Origin of the sequence: Parashewanella tropica, assembly GCF_004358445.1 — a bacterium.
Taxonomy (GTDB): Bacteria; Pseudomonadota; Gammaproteobacteria; order Enterobacterales; family Shewanellaceae; genus Parashewanella; species Parashewanella tropica.
In genome coordinates, this window is record NZ_CP037951.1 from 1,282,007 (window position 1) to 1,305,801 (window position 23,795).

Sequence of the window (23,795 nt, forward strand, 5' to 3'; positions counted from 1 at the left end):
TGTATTGGGCTGAGAGGCTATCATTGTGTTAAATAGCCTCAGTGTCAACAATTTTACGAAAGTATCAGCTCTTTGACAATTCTCGCGCCAAAGTAACCAGCCGATAACAGGGTTGCACCTGTAAGCGTATAAATCACGGCGGTTTTTACTTTTACCCCAATTTGATATTGCTGCCAAAGCATCGCGATATAAACAAACCATGCGATTATCGATAGCACAGCCTTATGACCTTTACCCTCTGCGAACATATCATCTAAGAAGATAAAACCAGTAGCTAAAGCCAAACTCAGTAAAATAACGCCGATAACCACTAAGTGATAAAGCTGCTTCTCGACAGTCATTAATGGAGGAATAGCAGGACTCATGATCAGTTGTTTGCTTTTGAGCTTATGTTGGATAACGGCAAGTTGAATAGCGTATAACGCGGCAATCATTAAGGTGCTATATGCCATTAATGATAAAATGACGTGGGCAAGGACTTCAGGGTATTGCTCAAAGTGATAGATGTACTCAGGCGGTACTAACCAAAGCAATGCCACTGATATAATAGAAAAGGCATAAATAACAGGGACAACGACAATGACTTTAATTCTGATCAATACGATTGTGAAAGCAAGAGCGATGATCCAGTTAACCAAGGATATGACATTGGTTAGACTAAAATTTTGACCTTCTGCGGTAATGATGGCTTCGCTTAGCGCAGCACCATGCAATGACACCGCAAATGCTGCAACCAAAACCACTAATTTGCGATTTGGACCATCGGTATGAAATAACCGACTAGTAACTAAATAAAAAGCCCAGCAATAGAAGAAAATAGCGGCTGCAGAAAAAATAACCATTAGCGAATAACCCGTCCTGAATTGATGTCCCTAACCTAAAATGTATTCATCGGCTTCATTACTCACTCTCTTAGAAAAAATATCATCGAAAAACAGAGAGACTTATGGCAGATTTTAGGTTTTGATTGATACGGTAAAATTTAACTGTTTTTTACGATAAGAGCGAGTTTAATTTTCTATTTCTAGATAGAAATGAGAATCCTTACCACTTTTTGATCGCTCATAAATCAAAAATCTTTCACTAAGCATGTCCTTATTTCTATTCTATTGAGTATAATAGCCCCAATTTTTTAGATGGATTATAGGTAAAGCTCAAGATATGTTTGAGAATCTTAGTGACAGACTGTCCCGTACCTTGAAGAATATCAGCGGCCGTGGTCGTCTGACAGAAGACAATATTAAAGAAACACTACGTGAAGTACGTATGGCTTTATTAGAAGCCGATGTTGCTTTGCCAGTAGTTCGCGAGTTTGTAAAAAGTGTAAAAGAGCGTGCGGTAGGTCAAGAAGTTGCTAAGAGCCTTACCCCAGGTCAAGTTTTCGTTAAAATCGTTCAAGGTGAGCTTGAAAAGGCCATGGGTGAGTCTAACGAAGCATTAGATTTATCAGCTCAGCCGCCAGCAGTTGTGATGATGGCGGGCTTACAAGGTGCGGGTAAAACCACTTCGGTAGCCAAGCTTTCTAAACTATTAAAAGAGCGCCATAAGAAATCAGTATTGGTCGTAAGTGCTGACGTATACCGTCCAGCGGCTATTAAACAGCTTGAAACCCTTGCTAATGAAGTTGATGTACAGTTTTTCCCATCTGACATCAGCCAAAAGCCAATTGACATCGCCAATGCCGCAATTGCTCACGCCAAATTAAAGTTCATTGATGTGGTTATTGTGGATACCGCAGGTCGTCTTCACGTAGATGACGCCATGATGGATGAAATTAAAGAGCTGCACGCCAGTATCAATCCTGTAGAAACCTTATTTACGGTTGATGCAATGACTGGTCAAGATGCGGCGAATACCGCTAAAGCCTTTAATGAAGCACTGCCGCTGACCGGTGTTGTATTAACTAAGGTTGATGGTGATGCGCGTGGTGGTGCCGCACTTTCGATTCGTCACATTACCGGTAAGCCAATTAAGTTCTTGGGTGTGGGTGAAAAAACTGATGCTCTTGAGCCATTCCACCCAGATCGTGTGGCTTCTCGTATTCTTGGTATGGGCGATGTGCTTTCTCTCGTTGAAGAGATTGAGCGTGGCGTAGATAAAGAAAAAGCCATGAAGCTGGCTTCGAAAGTGAAGAAAGGTGGTAAATTCGACCTTGAAGACTTCCGTGAACAATTAGCGCAAATGAAGAATATGGGCGGCATGATGAACATGATTGAAAAGCTGCCGGGCGTTGGGCAACTACCGCCAGAAGCGTTAGCGCAAGTTCAAGATGGTAAGCTGACGAATCAAATGGAAGCCATCATCAATTCGATGACCAAAGCAGAACGTGCTCGCCCTGATTTAATTAAAGGTTCACGAAAGCGCCGTATTGCCGCTGGTTCGGGAACTCAAATTCAAGACGTCAACAAACTGCTTAAGCAATTTACTCAAATGCAAAAGATGATGAAGAAGATGTCATCAAAAGGCGGCATGGCGAAAATGATGCGTGGTATGCAAGGTATGATGCCGCCAGGCATGAAGATGCCGGGTAGATAAGATCACACATAAATGATCATTCACTGCAAAATTTAACCAATTTAGTTGCCTTTTTTTAAAAGTCAGGTAAAATTTTGCGGCTTTCTTTTCTGGAACTCTATGCGAACACAGGGTTCCAGTTTTATTTTTTACCGAAAGGTAAATCGTTAGAGGATTTATAACGCATGGTTACCATTCGTTTAGCTCGTGGTGGCGCTAAGAAGCGTCCATTTTACAACATCGTAGTTACGGACAGCCGTAACGCTCGTGACGGTCGTTTCATCGAACGTTTAGGTTTCTTCAACCCTTTAGCTAAAGGTCAAGAAGAGACTCTACGTGTAGATCTAGACCGTGTTGAACACTGGGTTGGTACTGGTGCTCAACTAAGCGATCGTGTTGCAAAACTGATCAAAGACGCTCGTAAAGCAGCTGCTTAATAGCGTTAAGGTATAAATTGATGAGCAGTAACCAACAACCAGTTGTACTTGGTAAAATTGGCGCCAGTCATGGCGTTAAGGGTTGGATGAAAATCACGGCTTATACCGACTCTGTTAAAGGTATTTTTGATTACTCACCTTGGCTGCTTAAAGAAAACGGTCAATGGCGAGAGGTAAAGGTTACTGACTGGCGCCAGCAAGGCAAAGCGGTGATTGCTTCAATAGAAGGAATTGAAAACCGTGAGCAAGCTCAATTACTCACTCATTGTGAAATTGGGGTGATGCCAGATGAAATGCAACAATTGCCGGAAGGCGAGTTCTATTGGAAAGATCTAATAGGTTGCGAAGTAATTAATACCAAAGGCTACAACATGGGCAAAGTTGAGCAGTTACTTGAAACTGGTTCCAACGATGTACTTATGGTGAAAGCCAATATCAAAGATGCGTTTGGCAAAAAGGAACGTTTGATTCCTTTTGTCACAGAGCAATTCATCCTTGAGGTGAAATTGCCTGAGAAACAAATTTTAGTGGATTGGGAGCCGGACTTCTAAGCATGTGGCTAGGGATCATCACTCTGTTTCCAGAGATGTTTCGCGCGGTTACAGACTTCGGAGTTACTGGACGAGCCGTTAAAAGCGGCTTATTAGAGGTGCAATTGTGGAATCCTCGTGATTTCACCCATGATAAACATCGCACTGTGGATGACCGACCTTTTGGTGGTGGCCCGGGGATGTTAATGATGGTGCAACCTTTAAGAGATGCCATTCATGCAGCTAAAGCCGCTGCGGGTGAAGGCGCGAAAGTGATCTATCTGTCCCCTCAAGGGCGCAAGCTCACCCAAAATGGGGTTGAGGAATTGGCAGAAAATCAAAAGCTGATTTTAGTGTGTGGTCGGTACGAGGGTATTGATGAACGCATTATTCAGCAAGAAGTGGATGAAGAGTGGTCAATTGGTGATTATGTGCTTTCGGGCGGTGAATTACCAGCGATGACTTTGATTGATTCAGTATCGAGATTGGTTCCTGGTGTACTAGGAAAGCAAGCCTCAGCCGAGCAAGACTCGTTCTCTGACGGATTACTGGATTGTCCTCACTATACGCGACCTGAAACCTTGGATGGTGTTGGTGTCCCAAAAGTTTTGCTAAGTGGCAACCACAAAAATATTGAACGCTGGCGTCATCAGCAAAGTTTGTTAAGAACTTTACAAAGACGACCAGAACTATTTGAAAAACTAGCTCTGACTGACCATCAAATGGCGCTTTTGTCTGAAGTAACGAGTAAGACAGAAAACAAATAGCCTAGGCTTCAGTTAATACTAGGACGGAGTAATAAATGAACAATATCATTAAAATGCTCAACGATGAGCAAATGAAAACTGACGTACCTGAGTTCGGTGCAGGTGACACTGTTATCGTTTCAGTACGTGTTAAAGAAGGCAACAAAGAGCGTCTACAGGCGTTCGAAGGTGTTGTTATCGCTAAACGTAACCGTGGTTTGCACTCTGCATTCACTGTTCGTAAAATTTCTAACGGTGAAGGTGTTGAGCGTGCTTTCCAAACGCACAGCCCAGCAGTAGCTAAGATTGAAGTTAAACGTCGTGGTCGCGTTCGTCGCGCTAAGCTTTACTATCTACGTGAGCGTTCAGGTAAGTCTGCACGTATCCGCGAAAAGTTGGCTAAGTAATTACTACTTAAGTCATAGTAAACAAAGACGTAGTGTTCGCACAGAAAACCGCCCACTGAGGCGGTTTTTTGTTGCTTTTTGCAATCAATAAAATAGATGGACTTAATAAAAAAAATAGACTGACATGTTGTTTGTAAAGCGTTTCACATCCATAATTCTTACCTATATATTTTTATTAAAACAATTCTACTATGACTGAAAAAACGACCGCTGCCTTAGAAGCTTTGAGAGATAAAATCGATAATGTGGATCAGCAATTACTCGATTTACTTTCACAGCGTTTAGATTTGGTAAAAGAAGTGGGCAAGGTAAAGCATGATGCGGGTTTACCGATTTATGCTCCCTATCGCGAAGCAGCGATGTTATCCAAACGCCGGGCTGAAGCAGAAGAAAAAGGCGTTTCACCTCAGTTGATTGAAGATGTACTTCGTCGTTTAATGAGAGAGTCATACCAAAGTGAAAATAAGGAAGGATTTAAGCAACTTAATCCCAATTGTGGTCATGTGGTCATTGTGGGTGGAAAGGGACAAATGGGACAACTGTTCCACAAAGCGTTATCGCTTTCTGGATACCAAGTTTATAGCTTAGATGAAGGCGATTGGCATCGAGCTGAGAGCTTATTTGATGGTGTAGGCTTAGTTATTGTTACCGTACCTATTTCAGCTACTTGTGAGGTGATCCGTACTCAGTTAACCAATTTACCTAAAGACTGTATTCTTGCCGATCTTACTTCGATAAAGTCAGAACCATTACAAGCCATGATGGAAGCACACGCTGGTCCAGTAGTCGGGTTTCACCCTATGTTTGGTGGTGACGTAAGTAGCATGGCAAAGCAAATCATTATTGTGTGTCATGGTCGTGATCAAGAGAAGTATCAATGGTTGATCCAGCAAATGGAAATTTGGGGAGCAAACTTAGTTGAAAGCTGTGCTGAAGAGCATGATGATGCAATGCAAACCGTCCAAGCGTTACGCCACTTTTCGACTTTTGTGTATGGCTTAGCATTATTCGAATCAGAAGCGGATGTTGAAAAGCTCTTACAGTACAGCTCGCCGATTTACCGTTTAGAACTGGCTATGGTGGGGCGTTTATTTGCTCAAAACCCTAAACTGTACGCCGATATCATTTATGCTCAAAAACAGAGTTTAGACAAGATAAAAGCTTACTCGAAGAGTTACCAATCATCACTGGCAATGCTAGAAACAGATGATAGACAAACTTTCATAAATAAGTTTATTGAAGTTTCTGAATATCTAGGTGACTTTGCCCAGCAATTTCAACAAGAAAGCCGAGTATTACTCCAATCGGCTGCGGATATGATTAACAAACGCTAATTTGCTTTCATAATGTTTTGCCGATAAAACAATATATTAGTGTAGGAAATCGAATTACTTTTCAGCCTGAAAATAAATTCGCTCTACTAGGTTGAGGATCGGCATTTATGTTTTTATCGGCAGAATATTTATTTACTGTTAAAGAGCAAGATTATCAAAACATCGAATTTACCCCAGCTAGATTTGAAACTAGTGGATTATTGGGGCATAGAAATGCTTATCAGGTTGCTGTAAACATTGATACTCAAGAATTACAAGCTTTCTATGTACACTGGTTTAAAGGCCTTGTTCAAGTAAATACAGAATTTCCTCGTTCAGAATCTGAAAGGTACGCACTTCAATACCGTAATACAGTGTTAACAGCCGATAGCACACCAGAAAACGTGACGGCTAAAACTATCTGTTGTTGTAACCGTCAATCGCTTTTAACTTTTTTCTTACAATGTTCGACCGCAAAGCGTGAAGCCTTAATAATTTATCTGTTGCAACAAATTGCATCGGATAACGAGGTAATACCGAACAAAAAAATTATTCAATTATTAAATGATCTTTCTTCTCGCGATCCTTATATCACTCAAGATTTATTTTCAGCTATTTTGGCTAAAGAAGGATGCTTTAAAACTTTGCTGCAAGGATGTGCTAGCGGTGTCAGTGACCTCAGGTTTGTATCTTCGATTCGTCAAAGTGATCTTATAAGGCATTTAGAAAAAATTGGCGAAGAAGAACAACAGCTTGTACTACAAGCTAAAATTGCAACTTCAGTGACAGATACACCAGTAGACGGGCAAGTTAATCCCTACTTTGATGTGAGCTTTTTTGAACAATTAAGCCCCAAATGTCTCGCCGCAGTTAAGCATTGGCCAACAATGTTGATCGCTCACTTATTATCAGACTTACCCCTTGATAAAGCTCAGGTTATATTGGCATTACTGCCTGTTGAACAAGCCGCAGATGCACTATATGAATTACAATCGGAAGAAGATGATAAAGGGGTTTTGAAGGCAGATGATACGGAAGAATCTGTCGATGAGGTTACGCCATACGTTTTACTTTATTCAACGTTAAAATTACAAGAAATCAACCCTAGAAAGCAAACTCATGCTAAGCAACGTTTTATGGCTTTAGTACTGGTCGTGAAACCAGAAGTACACACTATGTGTTTTGCATATATGAATGAAGTTAAGCGGGGAGAATGGTTCAAAGAAATAGAACGTCAACACCCAGAACAATTAGCTCAAAAAATAAATGAATTCGCTGTCACTTATCCAGACAGATTTATTTCAATGATGAGTGCTGTTGGTAGGGATAAACAGAAAAAATGGGGGTCTTTGTTAACCCCTGATTCGGTTGCTTATATGTCTATGTTCCAATCCTTCTCGCAAATTATGGCTTCTGTCTTTGTCAATTTTGACAAAAAATCTTGTAATGCATGGTGCCAAGTTCTAAAAGATAAACGTTGTGAGGTTGAACTGTTGTACAAGCAAGATGCTATTCCTTTCGAAAAAAAGATGGCTTTGCTAGATAATATAGACTATGTCCTTAGATACTTAACAGCTGATATATTAGGGCCATTACTTAAAAAGCAAACGCCAGTAAATGTTACTTGTGACGCTCAAGTTAGAACTGGATTAGAAGCTGAGCCAAAGGATGATATTGAGCAGAGAGATGTATCAGCTGCTGTTGTAGCTTTTAATAGGTCAAGTTCTGAATCAATTGCTGATTATGCTGACTCTCCAACCACAATAGCCGTTATGCTAAATAGTTTGTCTATTTCAGAAGGAAGTCATAAGACATTTATTTCAATGTGTCAAAGGTTGCTGACTCAACCTCTAACTCTTTTTTTACAAGTGGTACTGTGTTTGGATGATAGACATTATCAATTTTTAGCTGAAGAAATACATCTAAAGCTAAGATATCAAGCATGGTTATCAGCGCTTACATTACAAGATTTTCAAAACCTTCCTGAAGAAATCAGTTATACACGTGCCAGTCAGTTTGCATTAAAGGTCTGGCGAAAAGATGAAGATACAACAGAGCTACAACGATTTTTCAGCGTTCCTCAAAATCAGCATTTGACCTATTTACTTGCAGAATTTGAACCTGCTCAGGTACATGAGTTGCTTAGTAGTCTTGACGATACCCAGAACTTTCTTCAGGGCTTTATGCCTGTGATGCGTGAAATAGTATTAAAATCGATGCAAGATCAAAATCAGCCAACTCCTCTAACTTTATTCTCGATCCTTAGCGCTTTACCTGAAGACAAAGTTACTAATGATCAATTCACTCAATTTGTGGTTCAGCTTAAAGGCTGTCGGATTGAACTGATCAGAAGGCTAGGTGGTGAAAGAGCTAAAGAGCTTGTTCAACGTTTACAGCAGAAGTATCCAGATCTCGTTGACGAGCTTGTCCCTGAAATTGTCGGGCTTTATCCTAGGCCGTTATTAGAATTATTTACTTTATTCTCAGGTGATTGGGTCATGAGAGTAGTGCACGAGCTTAATAAGGAGACTATCGCTGATCTTTTTGTTAATTCTCAATTCGATAAAGTCCTGATGGAGAGATTGGCCAAATTAACCCTAAGAATTAGCAGTATGCATTTTGTTGCTGGTTTAACAAAGTTTTGTTCATCTGAAAACAAGGCCGATAATCTTAAAGTCTTTTTTGAATTCATCGAAATCGAGACTTTACGAATAAGCTGCTTGGAGCAGTTACCACCATTAGTAATTGCTGAAGTGGTCATTCAGGACCGTGCTTATTTTGGAAGGATGGCTGAATTTTTACCAGAAACACGTATTCGAGAAGTAAATGATGAAATGACTAAATTGGGTGTTGAACCCGAAGACTTAATTCAGAAACGATAACGAGTGAGTAAATGTTGAGGATTTATCTTTTTGGTTACTACCATAGGTTTGATGAATTGGCTTCATCTCAATGTTGATAGATCCTCAACCGGATTAACAATGATAATTCGTTTCCTCCATGTTAGCGTTTTACAAGCGGCCTTGTTAGGCCGCATACTCTTCATCTTCAAATTCTTCTTCATCGAGTACAACTGCTTCTTCAATATGTTCAGGTGTATCTCTGCGGTTTGCTGTTGGTTTATCTTGGGTTCGATTGAGCTGTTTTTGAAGCTTCTGTCCCATGGCTGTAATGGCGGAATATAAGTTTTCACTTTTTGCTTGAGCAAAGAGTTCTCCGTTTGGAATACCTACTGATGCCTCAATTTTAAAGAGCTGTTTTTCTTGGGTAATAATAATGTGAGGATTTATCAGCGGAACATCATGTCTCGAAAGTTTTTCTAATCTGCCTTCGATACGCTCTCTGATGCTAGGAGTGACTTCAAGGTGTTTGCTCGTAATTTTTAACATATTTCGAACCTTCTTGTTATTGCTTCCGTGTACCCAGACTACCAAATGTTTGCCTAAAAGATATGATCTTTATCACAATTTTTTTCGAAAAAGGTTTACTTGGGTCAAAAATGTTCGAACAGCCTCAAATTGATTACAAATAAGTAAAATTTGCTTGAATACGGCACAAAATAGCCGCATATTTGATAGGATTTGTTGAGTCGAAATCAGTTTTACCCTTGGAGATATGATGTCAAAAGCGAGTGTTGAAGTAAAGGTTTGGGATATTCCTACTCGTTTATTCCACTGGTCACTTGTTGTATTAATGGGCTTGTTATGGTGGAGCGGTGAAAATGGCGAAATGGAGCTACATCAAATTTTTGCTTATAGCTTGGCTTCAATCTTGATCTTTCGTGTTATTTGGGGGCTTATCGGTAGCGACAGTGCCCGTTTTGGTCAGTTTATCGTGCACCCAGTCAAGACTCTTAAATATCTCTCCCAACTGAAACGTAAAAATGCGCCTGAATATGCAGGTCATAATCCTGTGGGTGGCTATATGGTAATAGCGCTTTTGTTAATTGTGAGTTTTCAGTTGGTAACAGGGCTATTTACTACTGATGATATTTTTACTGAAGGCCCTTTATACAGTTATGTCAGTTCAGAAGCCTCGGATGTTTTAACTTGGCTCCATAAAAATACCTTTAATGTGATTTTAGGTTTAGTCGTCTTGCATGTGCTCGCTGTGGTTATTCATACTCTTAAAGGTGAAAACCTTGTTCCAGCCATGCTCCACGGAAAGAAAAAAATGTTGCAACAACCGGAAAAAGTACTCGGTTTTCGCTCAAGCTTTTTGGGATTAGGGATATTAGCGATTATTGTAGGATTAATGGGCTACTATCTGATTTGGCCATTAATAAACGAGATTCTTTAAAAGTGAACAATAAAAAAGCGAGCCATATTTAGCTCGCTTTTTTTACCTAAGAAAGATGATTAGTCTTTCTTGTATGCGTCATGGCAACCTTTACAGGTCTTGGCGACTGCACCAAACGCTTTCTTCAACTCACCAGTGCTAGCGTTGCTGTTCGCAGCTTGTGAAAGTAGCTGAGCGTTCTTAATGAAGGTTTTCATCTTGCCTTCAAAATCAGCCTTGTTAGTATCGATTTTTGCTAGAGCTTCAGTATTACCTTTGTATGAACCAGGAATAAAAGCTTCTAAAGGCAGCTTAGCAAGTGCAGCAACGTTTGCAGCACGTTGCTTAAATACTGCCGCATCCATTGGTTTTTTCTTTCTTAGCATTTTTGACATATCACCGAAATTATAGGCGATCATGCTAAATGAAGATTGACGGTAATCAATAGCGTGTTCAGGCTTTTTAAAGTTGTTTGCTAGCGCAGGAGTCATCATAGCTGCAGTTAATGCAGATGCCACAATCAGTTTCTTAAACATTAGTTACGTTCCGATAGTTATTATTGGTTTTGCGCTTGATTGTAAACAAATAACCTGAGCATTTAAATGGAAATTATATTTTTCCTTTCATGCTCAAGTAACCAACGTTTTCGTTCTAAGCCTCCGCCGTAGCCGGTCAATGAACCATCTTTGCCAATTACTCTGTGGCAAGGAATGATGATACCTATGCGATTCATACCGTTGGCAGAAGCTACAGCACGTACAGCTTTAGGGTTGTTAATCGCTTCAGCCTGAGCTTGATATGAACGTGTGTCACCATAGGGAATGGTTTGTAGAATCTCCCATACTTGTTGCTGAAACTCAGTGCCAGGAGTATCAAGCTTGAGGTCGAAGTCGGTTCTTGTTCCCTCGAAATATTCTTGTAGTTGCTGCTTCGCTACCTGTATATGTAGGTTTTCACCTATGATGATGTTGGCATTAAGGCGCTTTTGTAGGTCTTTGAACTCGGTTTCTAGCATTCTTCGATCTACAAATTCGACTAAACACACTCCTTTATCGGTTGCGCAAATAAACATAGGGCCAATTGGGGAATCAAACCGAGAGATCAAAATGAGCTTTTTATCTTTTGAATATTGAGGGGACTTTCCTATGACTTTTTTAAAGGTATATCCAAAGCCACTTAACGAGTCATACCCGCTATCAAGTGCGATATCCGTTGTCGTTTTCCCTTGCTGGAGTTCTTCAAATGCCGTATTGATACGAAACATGCGTTGATAGGCTTGAAAGGTGATCCCATAGTGTTTTTTAAACCAGCGTCTTAGGTTTTCAGGGTTGATGTCTTGTTGTCTTAATTGGTAATCCTTAATTTTTTGTTTGGGATTATCTTGTACCAGTTTTATCGCTTGCTGAATTTCTTTAGGTGCTTCGTGGCTGTTAGCTGTTGGTTTACAGACCTTGCAAGGTCGATATCCCGCATTGAGCGCGTCTTTTATGCCTGTAAAAAATTCGACGTTTTCAAACTTAGGCTTTCTGGCTCGGCAAGTCGCTATACAGAAAATGTTGGTAGTCTTAACGCCAACAATAAAACTACCAAGATAGCTTGAATCTCTTTCTAATAATGCTTGGTAAAATGTATTTATCTTTTTGGGATCAGTTATGTGCATGATGAAAGGGCTTAAAGTAAGTTATGTCCCTACTTTAGGAGAGCTAAAAAAAACGAGCAACCGAAAAATTGACAAGTATTTTTTGCAAGATATGAAAAAGATCAGCTACTGCTGAGCTGATCTTGAGTCGCAATTAATGTCCGCAGCTGGCACCCGGAGCATGGATATGACCGTGAGCGAGTTCTTCTTCGGTCGCTTCACGTACGTCAACAACTTCAAGGTGGAAGTTTAAGTCTTTACCCGTTAGTGGGTGGTTACCATCAACAATGATGCTTTCATTTTTAACTTCAGTTACAACAACAGGTACTTGACCGCCATCGGTCTCTGCCATAAAACGCATACCCGGAACGATATCTTCAACGTCACCAAATGCAGATAGTGGTACTTCTTGGATCAGAGCTTCTTGCGGTTCGCCATAGGCATCTTTCGCTGCAACTTCAACGTCAACCTTCTCGCCTTTGGCTTTGCCTTCAAGTGCTGCTTCTAGCGCTGGGATCATATTATTAGCGCCATGTAGGTAATACATAGGTTCAGCTGCAAAAGAATCTTCAATTAGTTCCCCTGCTTTTTCAGAAAGGCGATAGTGAACCGTTACAGCACTGTTTTTGGTGATTTTCATAATTGCTCCAAATGTGAATTTTCGGAGGATGATAACACAAATCAAAAAGAGCGCCAGTTGGGCGCTCCTTGGGGGTACTAGAAAGGGCTAAGCTAAGATATCGTTATAGTCTAGCTGAAAATTATTATCGATTTCTTTGAGTTCTTTTAACAGCTTGTGTTTGTCCTTTAGGGTTTCGATTTCACGCCATTTGCGCTTTTTACTGCTACTTTTGGTTCTTGTTGGTCTTTCAACAACATTGTCCAATACATTCGCATAATCCAATTGTCCCACAGCAACCTCCTGTTGTTTTATCGAACACTGAATTAATACCATGATTTGTATAATTAGTGCAAATACTTTATTGCTATTTTGTTAAAACTTAATGTTCTTTATTTAACAATGCAGAAGCTAAAGGAAAATTGTGACAAGGCTATGACAAGTAAATAAATGCTTAGAGAGTAGAATAGGGCGCAAGATGGCGCCCTAGGGCATTGAGTTAATAGTGCTGATTAAATTTTACTGTTGTTGAAACAGTTAATTAGAGCATTGGTTGAGGCATCAAATTGATTGCATTGGTGCGCAGGGTTTAATTCTGCCAACACATTAACACCCAGTACCTTGCCGAGTTCTACACCCCATTGATCAAATGAGTTTATATCCCAAATTGCACCTTGTACAAAAGTTCTGTGCTCATAAAGTGCAATTAAAGAACCAAGCGTTTTAGGGGTAAGCTTGTCCATCAAAATCGTGTTGCTTGGACGGTTGCCCGGCATCACTTTATGTTTTGCAATGACATCTTTTTCAGCATCAGAGAGTGAAGAATTAGCCAATTCAGCTAATGACTCTTCGTAAGTACGGCCTTGCATTAGAGCTTGCGTTTGACCAAAACAGTTTGAAGCTAGCTGAGCGTGGTGTTCGCCAAGTGGGTTATGGCTGTTTAGCGGCATAATAAAGTCAGCTGGGATTAATGCCGTACCTTGGTGGATCAACTGATGATAAGCATGCTGGCCATTCGTGCCTTCACCACCCCAAATTACTGGGCCAGTGGTGTAATCTAAGTCATCACCAGCAAGATTAACTGATTTACCGTTACTTTCCATATCGAGCTGTTGGATATAAGCCGGTAAGCCACGTAGGTAGTGATCATAAGTTAATACGACTTGTGATTGGCTACCGTAGAAGTTGCTATACCATAGTGAGATCATGCCCATTAATACTGGTATATTTTGCTCTAATGGTTGAGTGGAAAAATGCTCGTCCATTTCAGCTGCGCCAGCTAGTAAATCTTTAAATGCTTCAAAACCAATAAGTAAAGCAACGGGTAGACCGATAGCAGACCACATGGAATAGCGGCCACCAACCCAGTCCCACATTGGGAAGATGTTTTCAGCATCAATACCAAACTCAGTGGCTTTTGGTACATTTGAAGTAATAGCCACAAAGTGTTTTGCTACGGCTGATTGTTCAGCGCCAGAATCCAATAACCATTTTCTTGCTGATAAGGTATTGGTTAGTGTCTCTTGAGTTGAAAACGACTTAGATGACATGACAAATAATGTCTTTTCAGGATCTAGGCCTTTTAGTTTCTCAACAATTGAAGTGGCATCAACGTTAGCAACGAAGTGACAGTTAAGGTGACCAGTCCAGAATGGACGTAATGCTTGCGATGCGATTTTAGGGCCAAGGAATGAACCACCGATGCCGATGCTAACAATGTCTGTGATGGTTTTACCTGTGTGACCTTTCCAAGTCCCTTGGTGAACGTCAGTAACAAATTGCTCCATTTTAGCCAATGTTTGCTGAACTTCAGGAACAATGTTCTCACCATTGACCCGAATGTCTGCATCCTTGTCTGCGCGAAGTGCTGTGTGTAGTACCGCTCGGTTTTCTGTAGTGTTGATGGCTTCACCTGCAAACATAGCTTTGATTTTTGCAGATAAATTAGCTGAGTTCGCTAATTCAATAAGAAGTTCGAGGGCTTTATCATCGAGGCGGTTTTTAGAATAGTCGAATAAGAATCCACAACTTTTTAAAGACATTTTTTCAAAACGTTGCGGATCTTCTTTAAATAACTCACGCATATGCTTGATGCTTGGCTGATGAGATGAAAGCGCTTGCCAAGCTGAAGATTCGGTTAGATTGGACATGTAACACTTCTCCTGAAATAAGTCCTTTAACAATACTCGTGATACTTGAAGATGCAACTTTCAGGGCTTATTCAGCGTTGCATTATTCGAGGCGTGAAAGCGTAGAACTAGCGGGCTAATTTAAGCTTTCACAACAAAGAATAATCAATGCTGAAAAACCCACGTAGTGCGAGTTTAATTGCCATTTATGCTACGTTACTCACCCTTGAAATAGGGCAACTATTACTACGGGCAAGTGCCTTACCTAAATGGCAATTAATTCTCGCTGAAATCCTGCATCTTCAGGTATCACGAGTATATAAAACAGGCGACCTAAGTCGCCTGAGTATTTTAATATTATCTTAAGCTTGAAGCTTTGATTTAAGCATCACTTCAAGCTTGTCTTGATCTATAGCAAAGTTTCTAATGCCTTCTGCCAGCTTTTCAACCGCCATTGCATCTTGGTTAAACTGCCAGCGGAACTCTGCTTCTGAAAGTTGTGACGTTTCTTTTTTACTAGCGGCAACCGGACTTAACTTACGTTCAACTTTAACGTCTGAATTTGTAAGCTCTTCTAGTAGTGAAGGGCCAATGGTGAGGCGATCACACCCTGCCAACTCTAAGATTTCACCAGTGTTACGGAAGCTTGCTCCCATCACAATCGTGTTGTAGCCATGTTCTTTATAGTACTGATAAATTTCAGTAACGGATTGAACACCCGGATCTTCTTGTGCCGTGTAATCTTTTTGGTGTGCTTTTTTGTACCAATCCAGAATACGCCCAACAAATGGTGAGATAAGGAAAACATTAGCTTCAGCACAAGCTCGAGCTTGAGCAAAGCTAAACAATAGCGTTAGGTTACAATTAATGCCCTCTTGCTCAAGTTCCTTAGCTGCAGCGATGCCTTCCCAAGTAGAAGCGAGCTTGATAAGGATACGAGACTTATCGATACCAGCATCTTGATATAGCTTTATAAGTTTGTGCGCTTTTGCGATAGAAGCTTTTTTATCAAAAGATAAGCGTGCATCAACTTCGGTCGACATACGACCTGGCACATATTTAAGAATCTCTACACCAATGTTTACTGCCAATTTATCAGCAGCATCTTCAATTTGTTGTTCAAGATTTTCGCTTTGAGATTTCGCCCAGTTAACGGTATCTTCAATTAAATTTGCATACTGTGGAATTTCAGATGCTTTTAAGATAAGTGACGGGTTGGTGGTGGCATCTTCAGGTTGGTAACGTTTGATACTTTCGATATCGCCAGTATCAGCAACTACGGTAGTGTGTTGCTTTAGCTGTTCTAAGCTGTTTGTCATGAGATACTTCTTAACATAAAAAGAGTTTTCAGTATTAAAAACTATTTTAAAGTAAATTCCAACATCTTGAAATTAAATTACTAAAAATAGTTGAGATTGTTTAAATACGGACCGATTTAGAGAATGGTTAACTAAAAATGTGTAAATTTAATTACAATAAAAAGCCCTAACAGATTGCTAGGGCTTTGGGTCGTTAATATTGGCTAGCCATTAACGATGATTACTCTTTAGGACTGATAGTAAAAGTGATGTCATCAGTATGATTATCAAGAGTAACTGTTATTTTTACATCGCCTGCATCAAGAAACTCTACTAATCCACCATTTGTTACAGTGGCTGCATTAGGGTTCTCTGAAGCCCAGATTAGGTTAGTAGAGTTTGTAATGTCTTCCTTATCTTGATTACTATTGATGCTGAAAACATTTAATTGAACGGTATCACCGACTTTCCAAATACTCGTTGGCGTGTCATCATCGATATCAATACCGACTATAGACGGAGCAACAAAAGTTACTTTTACTAAATCGCTAGATTTTCCATCATATTGAGCTCTAACCTCTGAAAAGCCTGCGGCTACACCTCTAAGAACGCCGTTAGTTTCCCATTGAGCGAATTGACCTTCGGTATTCTCTTGCCACGTAACAGAGTTAACATCTAAATTAGCTTTTGAGTCATCCTCATAAGTGCCTTCTGCGGTAAATGTCACCTTTTCACCAACTTTTAGGCTACTCACATCTTTGTCAGGAGTAATTTCAATGCTAACCAGATCATTACCAGCCTCAACAACGGTTACAGTAATGGGTTCTGCATTAAAATCATCACGGCTGGCACTGATTTTTGTTTCACCAACGGCAGTGGCTTGAACTAAACCAGAATTACTTACAGTAGCAACATTGATGTTACTACTAGCCCATTCTACAGAAACGACTTCATCAGCTTGAACTCTAAACTTCGCACTAGTAGCAAACTGGAAGTTTTCGCCTTTTTCCATTGAAGTAGTAGATTTAGATATGTAAATACTGGTTGCTTCATCAGCAACAATTTCGTGTGATAGAGGATCGCTGGTTACACCATCAAACGTTGCTGTGATATTAGCGGTACCGACAGCAACACCTGTTAGTTCACCACTATTATTAATGGTAAAAATAGCATCATCACTACTTTTCCATGTCACACCATTTACTAGTGCGATTTTAGTATTATTAGAAAATGTACCCATTGCAGAAACTTGTGACTTTTCATTCACCGCAGTATCGCTTCTATTAACACTTAAACTGATTGAAGATAGCGAGGCATCGCTTACTGTGATAGTCACTTTTTCAGTTGTAACGCCTGAAAGAGATGCTGTGATATCTGCAATGCCATTATCAACCGCTGATAGCAAACCCGTTCCAGATACACTCACAACATCTGGATTGCTACTTGTCCAATCGGCATCTGATGTTACATCTTGTGTGGTATCGTTGTCATAACTCGCAGTAAGTGCTAATTGGTCTGACGTGCCTTTGCTCAATACATCTTTATGATCTGAGATTACCAGCTTAACCACTTTCGGTTGAGGCTCTGGAGCTGGGTCATCCTTGTTATCACTCCCGCCACAACCAGCGAGCACAAGCAAAGATGCTAGTGATATAAGATATTTAGAAAATCCTTTCATAACTTCACCTACTTCCTTATGGTACTTGGATTCATATTTTGATTAATCCGATGGCATCAAACTGAAGCCACATAAGAGTTATAGTTGAAATATATTGGATTTCAATTAAATCGAGAGAAGGGTGAAGTAGGCTAAAACAGCGTAACGACCTGCTTTTCCTATCGTGACGAGAGAGAAAAAGTGTACCAAGTTAACCCGCAATATTCCTGCAATTAAAGTCAGCGGATCACCGATGACAGGTAACCATGCAAAACATAATGAGACGGTGCCGTACTTTTTAAATCTCTGTTGAGCTTGTTCAAGTTCTTGATCTGAAACTTTCAGCCAACGTTGCGCTTTTCCTTGGGAAAGATATGCGCCAATTAGATAATTTGTGTATGAGCCAAGAACATTACCTGCGCTTGATACAACGACTAATGCTATTGGTGATAACCCTGAGATTAAGAGTGAAACCAGAATTACTTCTGAACCGAGGGGTAATATCGTAGCTGCTAGAAAGGCTGCAATAAAAAGTCCGACATACCCAAAATCAATTAAAAAGTCCATTATGATAAATAGTGTTACGAATGAAATAACCGTAGCACCTTACCATAAATGTTGTGCTTAGAGCGGGTTTTGCTGGCGATTATTATTAAACGCTCTCAGAATTAGTGACTCGCATAAAAATCAAACAAATACTCAGCTGATATTAAACTGTTGAAACTTATAATTGTTAATAAGTCAGATAAATTTGGATGAAATATGGTTCATCATTCTATCCCTGTATTTAAAGCTTCGAGTCTTCCGCACAGATTTTTAGAGCCTGATAGCACCAATAAGCAGTGGTTGCAAAGTAGATTCGCGAACAGGCAATCATCAATAGGAAGAGAGTTTACTGTAAAGATTCTTTTTAATGATTCGAATGTTAGTGTTAATTACACATTCATTTTGATAGAAGAGGCTAACCAACAAGTAAAATGCTTTTATTGTGATCGCTATTGTGATCAATTTCCTTTAAAAGAAACCATGATGGCACAAAGTATGTTTCAGATGATCAAAAAATATACTTGTACTTTTTAAGTGTATATTTTGAAATGAAATCTTCAATAAAAAAGCGATCAGATTAACTCTGATCGCTCATATCAAAAACTTCTCTTCGCAAAATTAGCGAGTCCATACCCAGTCTTCGATGTGCTTAGGATCCACGCCGTGTACTTTGATGTAGTTGTTGTGGTCAACAAGACGCTGCAACATATCAGTAGTGATATCGACGTGCTGTGGCTCATCGATAATACCTTGTTGGAATAGCTTGTAAGCCATATCAATTACTAGGTGGAAACGAGAAGTACCATTACGTACACCCATATCGAATGGAGTCGTAGTAGAACCTTCTTCTTCGTAACCTTTAATGCGGAAACGTTTACAGCCTTTGTAATCAAAGATCAGTTTCTTAATGGTGTTTGGATAGCCGTGGTAGTTGAATACAACGCCTTTGTCTTCAGTGAAGATCTCGTCCATTAACCAAGGCTGAGCTTGGAATTCTAGGCTACCTAAACCACTTGAAGTCAACTCAGTAACACTTACAAAACGAACACGTACGCGTGGTAGCATTTCACGGATAAGCACTAGGGCTGCCATGGCTTCTTGAGTTACGTAGTCACCACATGCCGCTAGGATTACGTCAGGGTTATCGTCAGAAGCGAAGTCCCAAACCATTACGCCGTCTTTGGCTTGCTTACGCGCTTCTTCTAGGTTCAACCATTGAGGAAGTTCTTTTTTACCAGCAACCAAAATGTTTAACTTGTCACGACCCGCGTAAGCTTTTTCTGTATATACCAAGGTGCTGTTCGCATCAGCTGGTAAGTAAGCAGAAGTGATCTTAGGATGTTTCTCTAACATCGCACCTAGGAACGATGGGTTTTGGTGAGAGTAACCGTTGTGATCTTGACGCTCTAATAGTGAAGACAATACTACGTTGCAAGATGGTAAAGGCTTACGGAAATGAACGCCTTGACTTGCATAAACGTATTTACAATATTGGTCTGCCATAGAAGAGATAACTTGTGAGAAAGACTCATAAGTTGGGAACATACCGTGGCGACCTGTTACTGTGTAGCCGTGAAGCATACCGAACAGTAGGTTTTCAGAAAGCAGCTCAAGTACACGACCATCACGAGCCATATCTTTATCCCACTCTTCGATAGGCCACTGCCATGCACGATCCGTTTCTTCGAATACGGCTTGCAGCTGGTTAGAGTAGGTTTCATCAGGGCTGAAGATACGAAGGTTACGTTGATCGCGGTTTAGCTTAAACGCTTCACGCATCCACTCACCCATCTTGTTCATCGAGAAGCCACGATGACCGCGAGGTACTTCTGGACCATAAGATAGCTTGTTTAGATCTGGGTTGTTCAGTGCTCGAACCACTTCACCACCGTAGCTTAGGTGTTGACGACCACAGCACAGCTCTTTTGGTGGAAGTAAAGACTGAATGTCTTTATCAAAAGTTAAATGACCATGAGCGTCTTGCTTGTAAAGTTCGTCGAACTTGTAGCTTGCTAACCAACCATCTAGTGCTTCAAGGTGTTCTTTATTAGTCGCACACTTATTAACGATAACTTGGTGAGAGTCACAGTTACCTTCAAGCTTGTTGCCGTTGTCTTCAGAAACACCAGTCCAACCTTTAGCTGTACGCATTAGAATGACAGGCCAACGTGGTTTTTCTACATCTTCACCGTTACGAGCACGAGTTTGAACGTCATTGATGATTCCGTATGCTTTGTCCATAGCTTCAGCCATAGTTACATACACATCACCTTCTTCTTGGTCATCCACAATGATTGGGTGATAACCAAGACCGCGGAATTCAAGATCTAGCTCTTCGTGGCTCATTCGACCCATACGAGTAGGACCAGAAATCTTATAGCCGTTGATGTGAACGATAGGCAGTACCGCACCATCGGTCGCTGGGTTGATCAGACGGTTTGCATACCAAGACGCTGCTAGAGGACCTGTTTCGGCTTCACCATCACCTACAAGCACAGTCGCGATTAGGTTAGGGTTATCAAGTACCGCACCAAAACCAACTGATAGAGAGTAACCTAGCTCACCACCTTCAAGGATTTGACCAGGAGCTTCAGGGTTAGCGTGTGAAGGATAACCGTATGCTGCTGAAAATTTCTTACAGATATCGACGATACCGTCTTCGTTGTAAGGAATGATGTCTGGGTAGTAATGGCTTAAAGAGCCTTCGATGAATAAGTTAGCTTGAACAGCTGGGAAACCGTGGCCTGGGCCAACTAAGTATAAGAAAGGACGTTGATTTTTAACAATAAGACGATTCACATGTGCATAAACGAAGTTAATGCCTGGACATGTTCCCCAATGACCTAAAAGTCGTGGTTTAATGTCACCGTGTTCAAGTGGTCTTTTGTGTAAGACGTTCTTTTTTAGATAAATTTGAGATGTTGCTAGAAAGTTTGATGCTCTTACTAATTTTTTTAGAGCGGTAATTTCTCTTGCTTGGGTCATGTTAGCCTCACTGGAGCAAACGAGATGAATACAACTAAAACCTGCGGCTATAATATTTGTAATTTAGTTACAAAAATGTGTGTTACATCCAATTTTTGGCTATTTTGGCTGAAAACAGTCAAAAACTTTTACTTATCTCTCACAATTGATGATTTTGATGTTGGCTGGATTTGTGAGGGTAGAGTAATGCCGAGAGCTATCCCTAGTGTGAGAACCGACTTTAGCCTATTCAATATGCAGTTTCGAGTTGAAATTGCTGCATAAAGCAACAAATGTGAGTTGGATCACGGCAGGTGAGGTGATATCGGTTAGCAAGAAAAAATGCTAGTTGACTCGACTTTGTTTGAATTCAGGTGTTGAGAATCAAAAGTGATGAAAATCACTACGGCTCAGTTGAAAAGCGAGAGCTAAGTCTGAGGTCATTTTGAGTATGGCTATTTTTTTAGTAAGCTATGATGCTTTGATGTAATACAAGGTAGAGATTGGATGCTGGAAACCATTATTGATTTCTTAAATGGATTGTTGTGGGGCAAATTATTAGTTTATGCCCTTGTGGGAGCTGGTGTTTATTTCACCTTAGGCCTTAAGTTAATACAACTTACTGAATTTAAACATTCTATTCATCTTATGAGGATCAGTAGAAGTAAGGCTGGTGATGGTCTTTCTTCATTTCAAGTCTTTTGTACCTCTATGGCCGCTCGTGTTGGTGCTGGTAACATGGCTGGTGTGGCGGTTGCGATAGGTGCTGGTGGCCCAGGTGCGGTATTTTGGATGTGGTTGATTGCCATGTTAGGTATGGCAACGGCAATGATTGAGGGAACACTAGCCCAAATTTATAAAGTTCGTGATGATGACGGTGAGTTCCGTGGTGGTCCTGCCTATTACATGGAAAGAGGGCTCGGTCAGCGCTGGATGGGCATTTTATTCTCAATATTATTGATTATTGCATTTGGTCTTGTATTTAGTGCCGTACAAGCCAATACCATTAGCTCGGCTATTAGTAGTATTTATAACGTTGGCGATCTTTGGACTGGCATCATTATTGTCATAGCAACGGCATTTGTGATCATGGGGGGCATGCGTAAAGTAGCCAAGGTATCTGAGCTACTTGTACCTATTATGGCAGTTGCATATATCCTAGTAGCGTTTGTTATTGTATTTATGAACCTACCTGAATTGCCTCGTATTTTTATGCTTGTAATAAAAAGCGCATTTGGTTGGCAAGAAGTGGCAGCTGGTGGCGTGGCATACGCTGTAGCTCAAGCTATGCAAGCGGGTATTGCACGAGGTCTATTTTCTAACGAAGCTGGTATGGGTAGTGCTGCTAATATTGCCGCAAGTGCGACACCAAACCCAAATCACCCAGCGTCGCAAGGCTATGTACAGATGATAGGTGTGTTTATTGATACTATCGTTATTTGTACGGCAACTGCTGCGATTATTCTTCTTGCTGGTGATATCCCGGCTGGTAAAGATGGTATTGCGGTAACGATTGAAGCCTTGAATACTCATATTGGTGGCTATGGTAGCTTATTCTTTGCTTTTGCAATCTTGCTATTCTGCTTTACCTCTATTATTGCTAACTATTCTTATGCTGAAACCAATATCCTATTTATCGCTAAGCACGGTAAGCTTTGGGTTAACTTACTTAAAGTAGCTGTGTTAGGTATGGTGATGTTTGGCTCTTTGGCAAAAATTAGTCTAGTGTGGAACTTAGCTGATGTAGCAATGGGCTTGATGGCTATCGTCAACCTAACTGCGTTATTGTTGTTATCAGGTATTGCTTTCAAAGTGATCAAAGATTATCGACAACAAGTAAAATCAGGCGTTGAACCGGAATTTGACCCAAGTAAATTCCCTGAGCTTTCAAAAGAGCTCAACGACGATATTTGGCAGCCAACCTCGAATAACTCAGTCAAGGAATCGATATGAAAATATTAGTGTCTCCAGCCAAAACATTGGATATGGAAACCCCTGCAACAACTAAAGAGTTCACTCAACCTGATTTATTAGAGCACAGTGCTTCATTAATTGAAGTTTGCCGTGAGCTAACGCCAGCTGATATATCGAGTTTGATGAAAGTCAGTGACAAAATTGCTGGTTTGAATGCCGCTCGGTTTGCTGAATGGCGCCCCGACTTTACTCTGGAAAATGCAAAGCAATCAGTGTTTGCATTTAGAGGTGATGTTTATACAGGTTTAGATGCCGACTCACTGTCTCAAGAGTCGCTTAACAAAGCGCAATCAAGCCTACGTATTTTGTCAGGTTTATATGGTTTACTGAAGCCATTAGATTTGATGCAAGCTTATCGACTTGAGATGGGCACCAAGCTTGAAAATGAGCGTGGGACTAATTTGTATCAGTTTTGGGGGGATATTATTACTGAGCAGTTGAATCAAGAGCTTGATGATATTGAGTTGGTAGTAAACCTTGCGTCAAATGAATATTTTAAAGCGGTTAAGCCAAAGCTTCTTAAAGGAGACTTGATCACTCCTGAATTTAAAGACTGTAAGTCAGGTAAGTATAAAGTGATCAGCTTCTATGCCAAAAAAGCGCGTGGCATGATGGCTAGATTCATAGTTGAAAATGATATAACGACTAGAGAGCAATTAGAAACATTTGATGTAGCTGGTTATTACTATAGTGAAGAACAATCTACGCATAATAAGCCTGTTTTTCTAAGAGAAGAGCAGTAAG

General features: G+C 40.5%; 21 protein-coding genes and 1 pseudogene. 11 read left to right on the top strand and 11 right to left on the bottom strand.

Annotation, left to right across the window (positions count from 1 at the left end; translation table 11 throughout):
• Window positions 1-53: 53 nt before the first annotated feature.
• Window positions 54-842 carry a cytochrome C assembly family protein gene (locus E2H97_RS05415; protein WP_133406199.1) on the bottom strand — a complete coding sequence of 263 codons (789 nt, stop codon included), beginning with the start codon at window positions 840-842 and terminating at the stop codon, window positions 54-56.
• 319 nt (window positions 843-1,161) lie between these two features.
• Here E2H97_RS05415 and ffh point away from each other — a divergent pair, with 319 nt between their 5' ends.
• From ffh to E2H97_RS05450, 7 genes are all read left to right on the top strand, one after another.
• Window positions 1,162-2,535, top strand: a complete 1,374-nt coding sequence (gene ffh, locus E2H97_RS05420; protein WP_133406200.1) for a signal recognition particle protein — start codon at window positions 1,162-1,164, stop codon at window positions 2,533-2,535.
• Window positions 2,536-2,699: 164 nt separating this feature from the next.
• Window positions 2,700-2,951: a 30S ribosomal protein S16 gene (gene rpsP, locus E2H97_RS05425; protein WP_133406201.1), complete on the top strand. Its 252-nt coding sequence runs from the start codon at window positions 2,700-2,702 to the stop codon at window positions 2,949-2,951.
• Between the two features lie 20 nt (window positions 2,952-2,971).
• Window positions 2,972-3,502: a ribosome maturation factor RimM gene (gene rimM, locus E2H97_RS05430; RefSeq protein WP_121837275.1), complete on the top strand. Its 531-nt coding sequence runs from the start codon at window positions 2,972-2,974 to the stop codon at window positions 3,500-3,502.
• 2 nt (window positions 3,503-3,504) lie between these two features.
• Complete coding sequence (trmD, locus tag E2H97_RS05435) at window positions 3,505-4,248, top strand: tRNA (guanosine(37)-N1)-methyltransferase TrmD (RefSeq protein ID WP_133406202.1); 744 nt, start codon at window positions 3,505-3,507, stop codon at window positions 4,246-4,248.
• 35 nt (window positions 4,249-4,283) lie between these two features.
• Window positions 4,284-4,634, top strand: a complete 351-nt coding sequence (gene rplS / locus E2H97_RS05440; protein ID WP_133406203.1) for a 50S ribosomal protein L19 — start codon at window positions 4,284-4,286, stop codon at window positions 4,632-4,634.
• A 191-nt stretch (window positions 4,635-4,825) separates the two neighbouring features.
• The gene (tyrA, locus tag E2H97_RS05445) at window positions 4,826-5,968 is read left to right on the top strand and encodes a bifunctional chorismate mutase/prephenate dehydrogenase (RefSeq protein ID WP_133406204.1); all 1,143 of its coding nucleotides are present in this window, start codon (window positions 4,826-4,828) and stop codon (window positions 5,966-5,968) included.
• A gap of 107 nt (window positions 5,969-6,075) precedes the next feature.
• The gene (locus tag E2H97_RS05450) at window positions 6,076-8,829 is read left to right on the top strand and encodes a magnesium and cobalt transport protein CorA (RefSeq protein WP_133406205.1); all 2,754 of its coding nucleotides are present in this window, start codon (window positions 6,076-6,078) and stop codon (window positions 8,827-8,829) included.
• Between the two features lie 144 nt (window positions 8,830-8,973).
• Here the strand turns inward: E2H97_RS05450 and hpf are convergent, their stop codons facing one another.
• A complete protein-coding gene (hpf, locus tag E2H97_RS05455) occupies window positions 8,974-9,336 on the bottom strand; it encodes a ribosome hibernation-promoting factor, HPF/YfiA family (protein ID WP_133406206.1) in 363 nt (120 codons plus the stop codon).
• 229 nt (window positions 9,337-9,565) lie between these two features.
• Here hpf and E2H97_RS05460 point away from each other — a divergent pair, with 229 nt between their 5' ends.
• A complete protein-coding gene (locus E2H97_RS05460) occupies window positions 9,566-10,246 on the top strand; it encodes a cytochrome b/b6 domain-containing protein (protein WP_133408578.1) in 681 nt (226 codons plus the stop codon).
• 59 nt (window positions 10,247-10,305) lie between these two features.
• Here the strand turns inward: E2H97_RS05460 and E2H97_RS05465 are convergent, their stop codons facing one another.
• From E2H97_RS05465 to pgi, 5 genes and pseudogenes are all read right to left on the bottom strand, one after another.
• Window positions 10,306-10,761 (bottom strand): c-type cytochrome, encoded by a 456-nt coding sequence (locus tag E2H97_RS05465; RefSeq protein WP_133406207.1) that lies wholly within the window; start codon window positions 10,759-10,761, stop codon window positions 10,306-10,308.
• A 62-nt stretch (window positions 10,762-10,823) separates the two neighbouring features.
• Window positions 10,824-11,885, bottom strand: a complete 1,062-nt coding sequence (locus tag E2H97_RS05470) for a bifunctional transcriptional activator/DNA repair enzyme AdaA (protein ID WP_133406208.1) — start codon at window positions 11,883-11,885, stop codon at window positions 10,824-10,826.
• A 136-nt stretch (window positions 11,886-12,021) separates the two neighbouring features.
• Window positions 12,022-12,504, bottom strand: a pseudogene (locus tag E2H97_RS05475) (FKBP-type peptidyl-prolyl cis-trans isomerase); the annotation flags it as partial.
• 87 nt (window positions 12,505-12,591) lie between these two features.
• Complete coding sequence (locus E2H97_RS05480) at window positions 12,592-12,777, bottom strand: DUF3545 family protein (protein ID WP_133406210.1); 186 nt, start codon at window positions 12,775-12,777, stop codon at window positions 12,592-12,594.
• A gap of 218 nt (window positions 12,778-12,995) precedes the next feature.
• On the bottom strand, window positions 12,996-14,633 hold the full coding sequence (gene pgi, locus E2H97_RS05485) for a glucose-6-phosphate isomerase (RefSeq protein WP_133406211.1): 1,638 nt from the start codon (window positions 14,631-14,633) through the stop codon (window positions 12,996-12,998).
• Window positions 14,634-14,780: 147 nt separating this feature from the next.
• Between pgi and E2H97_RS05490 the strand changes: the two genes are divergently transcribed.
• Window positions 14,781-14,978 carry a hypothetical protein gene (locus tag E2H97_RS05490; protein ID WP_133406212.1) on the top strand — a complete coding sequence of 66 codons (198 nt, stop codon included), beginning with the start codon at window positions 14,781-14,783 and terminating at the stop codon, window positions 14,976-14,978.
• On the opposite strand, the gene tal is transcribed toward E2H97_RS05490, so the two are convergent.
• The 4 genes from tal to E2H97_RS05510 all read right to left on the bottom strand — a co-directional run bounded on the left by tal (window position 14,975) and on the right by E2H97_RS05510 (window position 21,098).
• Window positions 14,975-15,931, bottom strand: coding sequence for a transaldolase (gene tal / locus E2H97_RS05495; protein WP_133406213.1), 957 nt, complete (start codon window positions 15,929-15,931; stop codon window positions 14,975-14,977). The genes E2H97_RS05490 and tal overlap by 4 nt on opposite strands.
• Before the next feature lie 220 nt (window positions 15,932-16,151).
• Complete coding sequence (locus E2H97_RS05500) at window positions 16,152-17,588, bottom strand: Ig-like domain-containing protein (RefSeq protein ID WP_133406214.1); 1,437 nt, start codon at window positions 17,586-17,588, stop codon at window positions 16,152-16,154.
• Window positions 17,589-17,693: 105 nt separating this feature from the next.
• The gene (locus tag E2H97_RS05505) at window positions 17,694-18,134 is read right to left on the bottom strand and encodes a YqaA family protein (RefSeq protein WP_133406215.1); all 441 of its coding nucleotides are present in this window, start codon (window positions 18,132-18,134) and stop codon (window positions 17,694-17,696) included.
• A 597-nt stretch (window positions 18,135-18,731) separates the two neighbouring features.
• A complete protein-coding gene (locus E2H97_RS05510) occupies window positions 18,732-21,098 on the bottom strand; it encodes a phosphoketolase family protein (protein WP_133406216.1) in 2,367 nt (788 codons plus the stop codon).
• Window positions 21,099-21,584: 486 nt separating this feature from the next.
• Between E2H97_RS05510 and E2H97_RS05515 the strand changes: the two genes are divergently transcribed.
• Together E2H97_RS05515 and yaaA are read left to right on the top strand one after the other, a co-directional pair.
• Window positions 21,585-23,030 carry an alanine/glycine:cation symporter family protein gene (locus tag E2H97_RS05515; protein WP_133406217.1) on the top strand — a complete coding sequence of 482 codons (1,446 nt, stop codon included), beginning with the start codon at window positions 21,585-21,587 and terminating at the stop codon, window positions 23,028-23,030.
• On the top strand, window positions 23,027-23,794 hold the full coding sequence (gene yaaA / locus E2H97_RS05520; protein ID WP_133406218.1) for a peroxide stress protein YaaA: 768 nt from the start codon (window positions 23,027-23,029) through the stop codon (window positions 23,792-23,794). Before E2H97_RS05515 ends, yaaA begins: the two co-directional genes overlap by 4 nt.
• The last annotated feature ends 1 nt before the right edge of the window (window position 23,795 follow it).

Coding starts and splice junctions, on each gene's coding strand:
- E2H97_RS05490 (WP_133406212.1), top strand. CDS start 14,781: ATGCTGAAAAACCCACGTAGTGCGAGTTTAATTGCCATTTATGCTACG.
- E2H97_RS05515 (WP_133406217.1), top strand. CDS start 21,585: ATGCTGGAAACCATTATTGATTTCTTAAATGGATTGTTGTGGGGCAAA.
- E2H97_RS05465 (WP_133406207.1), bottom strand. CDS start 10,761: ATGTTTAAGAAACTGATTGTGGCATCTGCATTAACTGCAGCTATGATG.
- E2H97_RS05500 (WP_133406214.1), bottom strand. CDS start 17,588: ATGAAAGGATTTTCTAAATATCTTATATCACTAGCATCTTTGCTTGTG.
- rplS (WP_133406203.1), top strand. CDS start 4,284: ATGAACAATATCATTAAAATGCTCAACGATGAGCAAATGAAAACTGAC.
- E2H97_RS05460 (WP_133408578.1), top strand. CDS start 9,566: ATGTCAAAAGCGAGTGTTGAAGTAAAGGTTTGGGATATTCCTACTCGT.
- E2H97_RS05470 (WP_133406208.1), bottom strand. CDS start 11,885: ATGCACATAACTGATCCCAAAAAGATAAATACATTTTACCAAGCATTA.
- ffh (WP_133406200.1), top strand. CDS start 1,162: ATGTTTGAGAATCTTAGTGACAGACTGTCCCGTACCTTGAAGAATATC.
- tyrA (WP_133406204.1), top strand. CDS start 4,826: ATGACTGAAAAAACGACCGCTGCCTTAGAAGCTTTGAGAGATAAAATC.
- trmD (WP_133406202.1), top strand. CDS start 3,505: ATGTGGCTAGGGATCATCACTCTGTTTCCAGAGATGTTTCGCGCGGTT.
- E2H97_RS05415 (WP_133406199.1), bottom strand. CDS start 842: ATGGTTATTTTTTCTGCAGCCGCTATTTTCTTCTATTGCTGGGCTTTT.
- rpsP (WP_133406201.1), top strand. CDS start 2,700: ATGGTTACCATTCGTTTAGCTCGTGGTGGCGCTAAGAAGCGTCCATTT.
- E2H97_RS05510 (WP_133406216.1), bottom strand. CDS start 21,098: ATGACCCAAGCAAGAGAAATTACCGCTCTAAAAAAATTAGTAAGAGCA.
- yaaA (WP_133406218.1), top strand. CDS start 23,027: ATGAAAATATTAGTGTCTCCAGCCAAAACATTGGATATGGAAACCCCT.
- tal (WP_133406213.1), bottom strand. CDS start 15,931: ATGACAAACAGCTTAGAACAGCTAAAGCAACACACTACCGTAGTTGCT.
- E2H97_RS05505 (WP_133406215.1), bottom strand. CDS start 18,134: ATGGACTTTTTAATTGATTTTGGGTATGTCGGACTTTTTATTGCAGCC.
- hpf (WP_133406206.1), bottom strand. CDS start 9,336: ATGTTAAAAATTACGAGCAAACACCTTGAAGTCACTCCTAGCATCAGA.
- pgi (WP_133406211.1), bottom strand. CDS start 14,633: ATGTCCAATCTAACCGAATCTTCAGCTTGGCAAGCGCTTTCATCTCAT.
- E2H97_RS05450 (WP_133406205.1), top strand. CDS start 6,076: ATGTTTTTATCGGCAGAATATTTATTTACTGTTAAAGAGCAAGATTAT.
- rimM (WP_121837275.1), top strand. CDS start 2,972: ATGAGCAGTAACCAACAACCAGTTGTACTTGGTAAAATTGGCGCCAGT.